6 protein-coding genes and 1 pseudogene are annotated in these 8,894 nt (G+C 40.6%); 4 read left to right on the top strand and 3 right to left on the bottom strand.

The window, feature by feature from the left end; genetic code table 11:
- Positions 1 to 75: 75 nt before the first annotated feature.
- Complete coding sequence (plsY, locus tag BHE89_RS04445; RefSeq protein WP_128860319.1) at positions 76 to 735, bottom strand: glycerol-3-phosphate 1-O-acyltransferase PlsY; 660 nt, start codon at positions 733 to 735, stop codon at positions 76 to 78.
- 104 nt (positions 736 to 839) lie between these two features.
- On the opposite strand from plsY, the gene folB reads away from it, so the two are divergent.
- The gene (folB, locus tag BHE89_RS04440; RefSeq protein ID WP_069369651.1) at positions 840 to 1,190 is read left to right on the top strand and encodes a bifunctional dihydroneopterin aldolase/7,8-dihydroneopterin epimerase; all 351 of its coding nucleotides are present in this window, start codon (positions 840 to 842) and stop codon (positions 1,188 to 1,190) included.
- Here folB and BHE89_RS04435 read toward each other — a convergent pair whose 3' ends face one another.
- Complete coding sequence (locus BHE89_RS04435) at positions 1,191 to 2,429, bottom strand: multifunctional CCA addition/repair protein (RefSeq protein ID WP_069369650.1); 1,239 nt, start codon at positions 2,427 to 2,429, stop codon at positions 1,191 to 1,193.
- A 28-nt stretch (positions 2,430 to 2,457) separates the two neighbouring features.
- The gene (locus BHE89_RS04430; RefSeq protein WP_069369649.1) at positions 2,458 to 3,078 is read right to left on the bottom strand and encodes a TIGR04211 family SH3 domain-containing protein; all 621 of its coding nucleotides are present in this window, start codon (positions 3,076 to 3,078) and stop codon (positions 2,458 to 2,460) included.
- A 219-nt stretch (positions 3,079 to 3,297) separates the two neighbouring features.
- Between BHE89_RS04430 and BHE89_RS04425 the strand changes: the two genes are divergently transcribed.
- From BHE89_RS04425 to hldE, 3 genes and pseudogenes are all read left to right on the top strand, one after another.
- Complete coding sequence (locus BHE89_RS04425; RefSeq protein ID WP_069369648.1) at positions 3,298 to 4,221, top strand: CYTH domain-containing protein; 924 nt, start codon at positions 3,298 to 3,300, stop codon at positions 4,219 to 4,221.
- 26 nt (positions 4,222 to 4,247) lie between these two features.
- Positions 4,248 to 7,083 (top strand): annotated as a pseudogene (glnE, locus tag BHE89_RS04420) (bifunctional [glutamate--ammonia ligase]-adenylyl-L-tyrosine phosphorylase/[glutamate--ammonia-ligase] adenylyltransferase).
- A gap of 172 nt (positions 7,084 to 7,255) precedes the next feature.
- Positions 7,256 to 8,680, top strand: coding sequence for a bifunctional D-glycero-beta-D-manno-heptose-7-phosphate kinase/D-glycero-beta-D-manno-heptose 1-phosphate adenylyltransferase HldE (gene hldE / locus BHE89_RS04415; RefSeq protein WP_069369646.1), 1,425 nt, complete (start codon positions 7,256 to 7,258; stop codon positions 8,678 to 8,680).
- The last annotated feature ends 214 nt before the right edge of the window (positions 8,681 to 8,894 follow it).

Genomic DNA, 8,894 nt, shown 5'->3' with positions numbered 1-8,894 from the left:
AGATTTATCGAGCGTTTTTATACCTAAAAGTTGCCAACCTATATCAGAGCTAGTTGAGCTTTGGGGTAAAGGCGATTAATCTTCTTTTTTCTTGCTCTTTCGCTTCTTGAATGATCTCTTTTTCTGTTTTTTTCGGTTTTTTTTCTTCAATTTATGCCAGATACGACTTTCTTGGCCACGCCATAAACGTTGAATATTGTCATGATGACGGTAAAGTACAAGGCATGATAATAACGCGACGGGATAAGTGAATTCTGGTTTAAACCACCAGACGTAAAAAGGGGCAAGCAGTGCGCTGATAATCGCACCAAGCGATGAATAGCCACTCAGTAAGACGGTGAGTAACCACGTTCCTGCGATAAGACCACTTAAATCCCAGCCAATGGCAGCAATAGCACCAAATGCAGTGGCGACGCCTTTTCCGCCTTTAAAGTGGAAAAAAACAGGGTAAATATGCCCAAGGCATGCCGCGATTGCCACAATACCGAGGTAAAAAGGAGGCACATTTAAGTAGTAGGCGAGCCAAACAGGGATCATCCCTTTTAGGACGTCACAGATAAGTACTGCCGCTGCGGCCGCTTTTCCACCAATACGTAGGACGTTGGTCGCTCCGGGATTGCCAGAGCCAAATTTTCTTGGATCAGGTAGTCTTGCCAGTCGGCAAATCAATATCGCGCTGGAGATTGAGCCGCACAAGTAGGCGAAGATGATCATTCCAAGTGCGTTAGCACTCATTTGTATTCTCCAATGTTGATGTAAGTTCGTTAGGCATGTATGGATAATACGCATATTTCATCGGAAGTGGTATCCGATGAGCAGAAAAAATAAGAGATGACGTGATGGATATCGTATTTATTGAACAATTATCAGTAATAACCACAATCGGTGTTTATGATTGGGAAAAAACCATAAAACAAAAATTAGTGTTCGATATCGAAATGGAATGGGATAACAAACGCGCGTCCCAAACTGATGATGTAATTTATTGTTTGGATTATGCGAGTGTGAGCAATGCAATTATTGATTATGTTGAGACTCGACGTTTTGAATTAGTGGAACGTGTTGCTGAAGAAGTAGCACAGCTATTGATAACTCAATTTGCTGTGCCTAGAGTAAAAATTAAATTAGCTAAACCTGGCGCTGTTGCACAAGCTACCAATGTAGGTGTGATCATTGAGCGTAAAGCGTAATTAGTGTCGATCCTGATTAAGTCGCGATTTCCATTTGATAATCGCGACTTCTCGTTGCTTGGTTAGCGCATCTCGTATTGCACTTCCTTTTAATCCACTTTCAATAATTGGCTTAATATCCACATTATTTGCAATTGCGAAGGCTTGGCAAAAAAACGTGCGTTGTGGATAAACGAGATTTTCTGCTCCTTGACGTCCTCTTGCATCAGCTTCACTCACCATGGCTAATTGTTCAACGCGTTCAGGTTTTCGCCATGCATCAATAGCATCAAATAGGCGGATTATCTTAGAAGGACGCATTCTATCAATACGATGGATATGATCATGAAACCTTGCTGCTAGGCGCGCTAAATCACGAATATGATTAGGAATGCGATAACGTTGGCATAAAGCTTCAACTAAAGGGACACCTGCTGGACCATGTCCGTGGTGATGAGGCCAATTTTCAGGCGGTGTTAACCCTTTACCCAGATCATGACATAAGGCACTAAAGCGTACTGTAATATCATCGGTTAATTGGCTGGCGATATTAAGTACTAGTAGGGTGTGAATGCCGGTATCGATTTCTGGGTGCCATTTTTCAGGAGCAGGTACACCAAATAAAGCATCAATTTCAGGGAAAAGAACGCGTAAAGCACCACATTGACGTAAAACATCAAAATAGATTTGAGGCGCAGAGCTTTCAAGGGCTTTTTCAGTCTCTTTCCAGACGCGTTCAGCAGTCAGTGTATTTAACTCACCACTTTGTACCATCGTCTTCATTAATTGCAGTGTTTCTGATGCAATATTAAATCCTAAAGGTGCAAACCGTGCAGCAAAACGTGCAACTCGTAAAACTCTTAAAGGATCTTCAGAAAAGGCCTCAGAAACATGGCGAAGCTGTCTCGCATTGATGTCATCTATGCCATGATAAGGATCGACATATTCACCATTAGCAGAATAAGCAATGGCATTAATCGTGAGATCGCGACGTGCAAGATCGTCTTCTAATGTGACATCAGGCGCGGCATAACAAGTGAATCCCGTGTAACCTGATCCTGATTTTCGTTCCGTACGTGCAAGTGCATATTCTTCATGTGTATCAGGATGAAGAAAAACGGGAAAATCTTTACCTACTTGTTGATAGCCTTGTTGCAACAGCATTTGAGGTGTTGCACCTACAACGACCCAATCTCTGTCTTTTACTGGGATCTGTAAAAGTTGGTCACGCACTGCGCCACCAACAAGATATATTTTCACGGGATCTCTGTTCCTTTGGTCGAGGATATTAGTTCATCCAACGATCATTACGTTTACGACGACGCGGAATAATATGTGGAAGGATCAGACCAAAGATAAGACCTGCGCCAGCAACACCGCCACCATACATAAACCACTGTAAGATGATATCGCGTTGTCTGTCATCTAATTGTTGATTCGCAAAATCGAGTTTTTTCTCTGCGACAGCGAGCTTTGTTCTCATTTGTTCATTTTCTTTTTTCAAGCCATTGATGATGTCATCACTGTTTGAAACTTTATTTTGCATATCGATAGTACGTTGGTTCCAGCTCTGGTCGATATTTGCCAGTTTATCGCGTAGTGTTTGGATCTCTTTTTCCATAGCAGGAATGCGAGTTCGCATACTGGGTTGGGTGCTGAGTTGGTTTTCTGGTAACCAAACAGTACGATCTTTATCGTCTTTAACCTGTACATAACCCGTTGCGGCGTTACGCGAAAGTACAGTAACGGTTGAGCCCGAATTTAAAGAGCCAACAATTCGATACTGATTTCCTGGTCCACTATGTACATAAGTGGATAATTCATCGGAAACATAACGAGTTTCTGCGTGTGAGCTCAGAGAAATGCCTAAGCCAAGTAAGGAAAGAAAAAGTAAGGGTAATTTTCGCATTATGTTTTCAACTTTTTTATCTATACAAGAGAATATTTTTACTGATACTAAAGAGTAAAGTTTGCGTAAGCAAATAGTAAACCAGAATGAGAACACTCTTAACTGGTAGAATATAGGGATAATCTGCCTTTTATTCATCATTGTTATTAGGCTATCACTTGCAAAATGAAAATGCGTCAAATATTTTACTAATCAATTGATTTACTTAAGGGAAATAGAATGAGCCAATTAGAAACCGAACTCAAAATGAGTGCCATACCTGCCGCTATTCCTCACATTATTCAGCGCATTCTGATTTTACCTCATCAGCACGTTGCACCCAAAAAGCTGACTAATCTTTACTTTGAGACGACAGATAATCAAATTCGTCGTTGGGATATGGGGCTGCGTATTCGTGGTGTTGATGATCATTATGAAATGACAATTAAAACAGCGGGTAAAGGCGTTGCAGGTTTGCATCAACGTCCAGAATATAACGTGGAATTAGAACAACCTAAATTGGATTTAGCTCGCTTTCCAGCAGAAATCTGGCCTGAAAATACCGATCTTACTCTATTAGAAACACAACTTGAGGTGTTGTTTAATACGGATTTTTATCGCGAAACCTGGCTGGTGGATTTTCAAGATAGCCAAATTGAAGTGGTATTAGATAAAGGGACTATTCGCACTCATCAATATGAGTTGCCGATAGAGGAATTTGAATTAGAACTTAAAAAAGGTCATGTATCAGATGTTATTGCATTAGCGACTTATTTGGGGGAAAAGGGCGGATTGCGTCTTGCGTCTCGCAGCAAAGCGGCTCGTGGTTATTATTTAGCTAACAATAAACCTGCTTTATCGTTAAGTGTGGTAAATCTTTCTCCCAGTGATACCGTCGCTCAGCAGCTCACAAAATGGTTAAGTGCAATACAAGCTTTAGAAGAAGCGATTTTTGCTAACCCAACACCACCGACAATAACCATGCCAGCAATATTGGCGTTATTTTCAGATTGGTGTAAAAAACAGTCAGATTTGCCTGAATCTATGCAACAATCACTCAGAGCTCTTTCGCCGCTAACATTTACAACAGCAACCGATTATTACCATGTTTTATGGTTGCACTTTAAGTTATCTTCTATGGCGTGGTTACTGTCTATTGCTTAATTTCCTGACAACTTGAGAGTCTATTTATGTCTGTTATCGGTATATTTCAACAATTGTGGAATAAAGCACAATGTGGGTTCTCTTCTCAATTAAATGCGCTCGCGCCTTTTAGTGGATCTGAACAACAGTTTTTTGCTTTTAGCCCTTTTGCAACAGAGCATTTACGTGCTAATCCTCAATGGTTGATTGATATCAGGCAAAATCCACCGACCCATATGGAATGGCAAAGTTATGAATCTCAATTAACGGCAAAATTAGCTAATATTGATAATGAAGATGAAGTGATGCGGATCTTACGCCAATTTCGTCATCAACAATTAGTGCGTATTGCATGGCTACAATTTTTTCAATTAGGTGATATTCCTTGTGTGCTAAAACATTTGAGTGTATTAGCTGAAACATTAATTTGTGTTGCGAGAGATACGCTTTATCGGCAATGTTGCCAACAATGGGGAACACCTTGTGACAATGCGGGAAAACCTCAGCCATTACTGATTTTAGGAATGGGAAAGCTAGGTGGGTTTGAACTTAATTTTTCGTCTGATATCGACTTAATTTTTGCCTACCCTGAAAATGGATTTACACAGGGAGGACGCCGAGAGCTAGATAATGCACAGTTTTTTACTCGCTTAGGTCAAAAGCTTATTAAGGCTCTGGATCAGCATACTATTGATGGTTTTGTCTATCGTGTTGATATGCGATTACGCCCTTTTGGAGAAAGTGGACCTTTGGTCATGAGCTTTGCCGCACTAGAAGATTATTATCAAGAGCAGGGGCGTGATTGGGAACGCTATGCGATGATCAAAGCGCGGGTTTTAGGTGCAGAGAAGAAAGCGTATTGTCAAGTTTTACGACAAATGTTGCGTCCCTTTGTTTATCGTCGTTATATTGATTTTAGTGTTATTCAATCACTTAGAAATATGAAGTCCATGATAAGTCGTGAAGTTCGTCGTCGTGGCATGATTGATAATATAAAATTAGGCTCTGGTGGTATTCGTGAAATCGAATTTATTACCCAGGTTTTCCAGCTAATCCGTGGGGGAAGAGAGCCTGAGTTACAAAGTAATTCATTATTAACTGTGCTTAATGTTATCACCAAACTTGAGCTGTTAACGTCACAAGAAACTGCCCAACTGACCGAAAGTTATCTTTTCCTTCGACGATTAGAAAACTTACTGCAATCTATTGGCGATCAACAAACCCAAACCTTACCTGAAAGTGAAGAAGATAAAGCACGGTTAACTTTTGCAATGGGATTTGATGATTGGGAAACACTTTATCAAGAAATTAATCACAAGATGCAGGCTGTTTCCACGATTTTTACGCAATTAATTGGTGAAGAAGATGAAAATGATGATGAAGATGATATCTCTGAATTTAAGCGTCTTTGGCTACTAGGTCGCTTGCCTGAAACGTCGTCATTATTTCATGAAACATTAACCATCGAAGCGCTTGGCGCGATAAATCAAACGTTGCAGCATTTTCGCCAAGATATTGGCAAGCGAACAATTGGGCCGAGAGGACGCGATGTTCTTGATGCCTTAATGCCAAAACTATTAGCTAAAATTTGTCAGCAACCTCAAACCCTTGTGATACTGCAACGTGTAACGCCTTTGTTATTAAGTATTGTGAGTCGCACAACGTATTTAGAGTTGATGCAAGAGTCGGACGAAGTTTTAACGCATGTTATACGACTCTGTGCGGCATCTCCGATGATCGCTGAGCAATTAGCGCTTCACCCTTTATTATTAGATGAATTACTTGATCCCAGTTCTCTTTATCAACCCCTGCCTTTAGATGCGTATCGTGATGAATTACGTCAATATTTATTACGTGTACCAGAAGAAGACGAAGAACAACGATTAGAAGCATTACGCCAGTTTAAGCAAGCCCAATTGCTACGTATCGCTGCTGAAGATATTACTGGGGTATTGCCGGTTATGAAGGTTAGCGATCACTTAACCTATTTAGCTGAAGCGATTATTCATGCTGTTGTTCATCAAGCTTGGTCATATATGGTAAAACGTTATGGTGAACCTGAACATTTAGCCCATCGTGATGGGCTGGGTTTTGCGGTGATTGGATACGGTAAATTGGGAGGATGGGAATTAGGGTATAGCTCTGATTTGGACTTGGTTTTTTTTATTAGATTGTCCAATAAATACGGTAACAACAGGGAAAAAACAGATTGATGCCCGCCAGTTTTATCTGCGTTTAGCACAGCGTATTATCCATTTGTTTAGTACCAGAACATCTTCTGGTGTGTTGTATGAAGTGGATGCTCGTTTACGTCCTTCGGGTGAATCGGGTATGTTGGTGAGTACTATTCAAGCTTTTGATGAATATCAGAAAAATGAAGCGTGGACTTGGGAACATCAAGCTTTAATTCGCGCTAGAATGATTTATGGTGATGATAAATTACAACAGATGTTTTCACGTATTCGTCATGAAACGTTATGTCTTTCTCGTGATGCTGATGTGTTACAAAATGAAGTGCGCGATATGCGTAAAAAAATGATGCAACATCTTGCGCCAACACAAGTGGACAAGTTTGATTTAAAAACCTCATCTGGTGGTATTACCGATATTGAATTTATCGCACAATATTTAGTATTGCGCTTTTCTCATCAATATCCGGCTTTAACTCGTTGGTCTGATAATGTGCGTATTTTTGAGTTAATGGCAAAACATCAAGTGATGGATGAGGACGAAGCTCTCGCTTTGACACATGCTTATGTCACATTGCGTAATGAATTACATCACCTGGCGTTACAAGCATTACCTGCCATTGTGGATAATCACTGTTTTATCGCAGAGCGAGAGTGTGTATTAAAAAGTAAACGAAAGTGGCTTGGTGAATAAGCGTAAAGGTTTGTTGGCATGAAGTCTTATCAGGTGTGCCGTAAAACCACGTCCTTTAGCCCATAAAGTTGGACTGTTCATTAGGGCGGGGAGGATGCCAAGTGTCTCTCTTTTTATCTAACAAGTTATGGTATTATTTCGGCTTATTTTGAAAATAAATGTGGAGTATGGGATGAAAGTAACGCTGCCGGATTTTAATAAGGCCAATGTGTTGGTTGTCGGTGACGTCATGTTAGACCGCTATTGGTATGGCCCAACAAGCCGAATTTCACCAGAAGCCCCAGTGCCGGTGGTTAAAGTCGATACTACAGAAGAGCGACCAGGTGGTGCAGCAAACGTTGCAATGAATATTGCGTCTCTTGGTGCTCATTCGCGTTTAGTGGGTTTAACGGGTATTGATGAAGCTGCAAAAGCATTGAGCAATACATTAAATCAGGTCAATGTGCGTTGTGATTTTGTCTCTGTTGCGACACACCCAACAATCACAAAATTACGTGTTCTTTCTCGTAATCAGCAATTAATCCGTCTTGATTTTGAAGAAGGATTTAACAATGTTGATCCTCAACCTATTTATGAACGTATTCAGCAAGCATTACCTTCTATTGGCGCATTGGTTTTATCAGATTATGCCAAAGGGGCGCTTTCTCATGTTCAAGAGATGATCCAACTGGCGAAAAAAGCGGGTGTCCCTGTATTAATCGATCCTAAGGGATCAGATTTTGAACGTTATCGCGGTGCGACGCTATTAACGCCCAATATGTCAGAGTTTGAACAGGTGGTTGGTGTTTGTAAAACGGATGATGAGCTAGTAGAAAAAGGGACTCAATTAGTTCGAGATTTGGATCTTGAAGCATTGCTTATCACTCGCTCAGAGCGTGGAATGAGTTTACTTCGTGCGAATGAGGCACCATTGCATTTACCGACCCAAGCACAAGAAGTTTATGATGTTACCGGGGCGGGTGACACAGTCATCGGTGTATTAGCAACCTCACTAGCTGCTGGCAAACCTTTAGGTGAAGCCTGTTTCCTTGCTAACGCAGCTGCTGGTGTTGTTGTCGGTAAATTAGGAACATCAACCGTGTCACCTATTGAGCTTGAAAATGCGATCCGTGGTCGTTCTGACAATGGGTTTGGCATGATGGATGAAGAACAATTAAAACAAGCCGTTGAATTAGCGCGTCAGCGTGGTGAGCGTATTGTTATGACGAATGGTTGTTTTGATATTCTTCATGCTGGGCATGTTAGCTATTTAGCCAATGCACGCAAATTAGGTGATCGCCTTATTGTTGCTGTAAATAGTGATGCCTCTACTAAGCGCTTAAAAGGCGAAAGTCGTCCCGTTAACCCATTAGAACAGCGTATGACAGTCTTAGGGGCTTTAGGTGCAGTCGATTGGGTTGTTGCCTTTGAAGAAGATACACCACAGCGCTTAATTGCCTCTGTATTACCCGATATCTTAGTTAAAGGGGGTGATTATAAACCTGAAGATATCGCGGGTAGCAAAGAAGTTTGGGCGGCTGGTGGCGAAGTAAAAGTGCTGAATTTTGAAGATGGTATTTCTACAACAAATATCATTAACGCAATTAAAAAGAAATAGTTAAACGCTTTTAGTCCGTTCTCAAAAGCACTCTTTGGAGTGCTTTTTCTATGCTGATTAATCAATAATCTTTAATATTATTTATTATCAATAATTATTGTTCTCGTTTTAAATGATACTCAACAATATAATCTTGGGTATTTCTATACATTATTGAATAGTTAATATAATCACCATGGATGCTGTATGATAATGTACTGAGTCTTAATATCGG

The sequence above is a fragment of the Shigella sp. FC1967 genome, from assembly GCF_001743005.1.
In the GTDB taxonomy this organism is placed as follows: Bacteria; Pseudomonadota; Gammaproteobacteria; order Enterobacterales; family Enterobacteriaceae; genus Proteus.
This window is presented reverse-complemented; position numbering and strand designations above follow the sequence as displayed.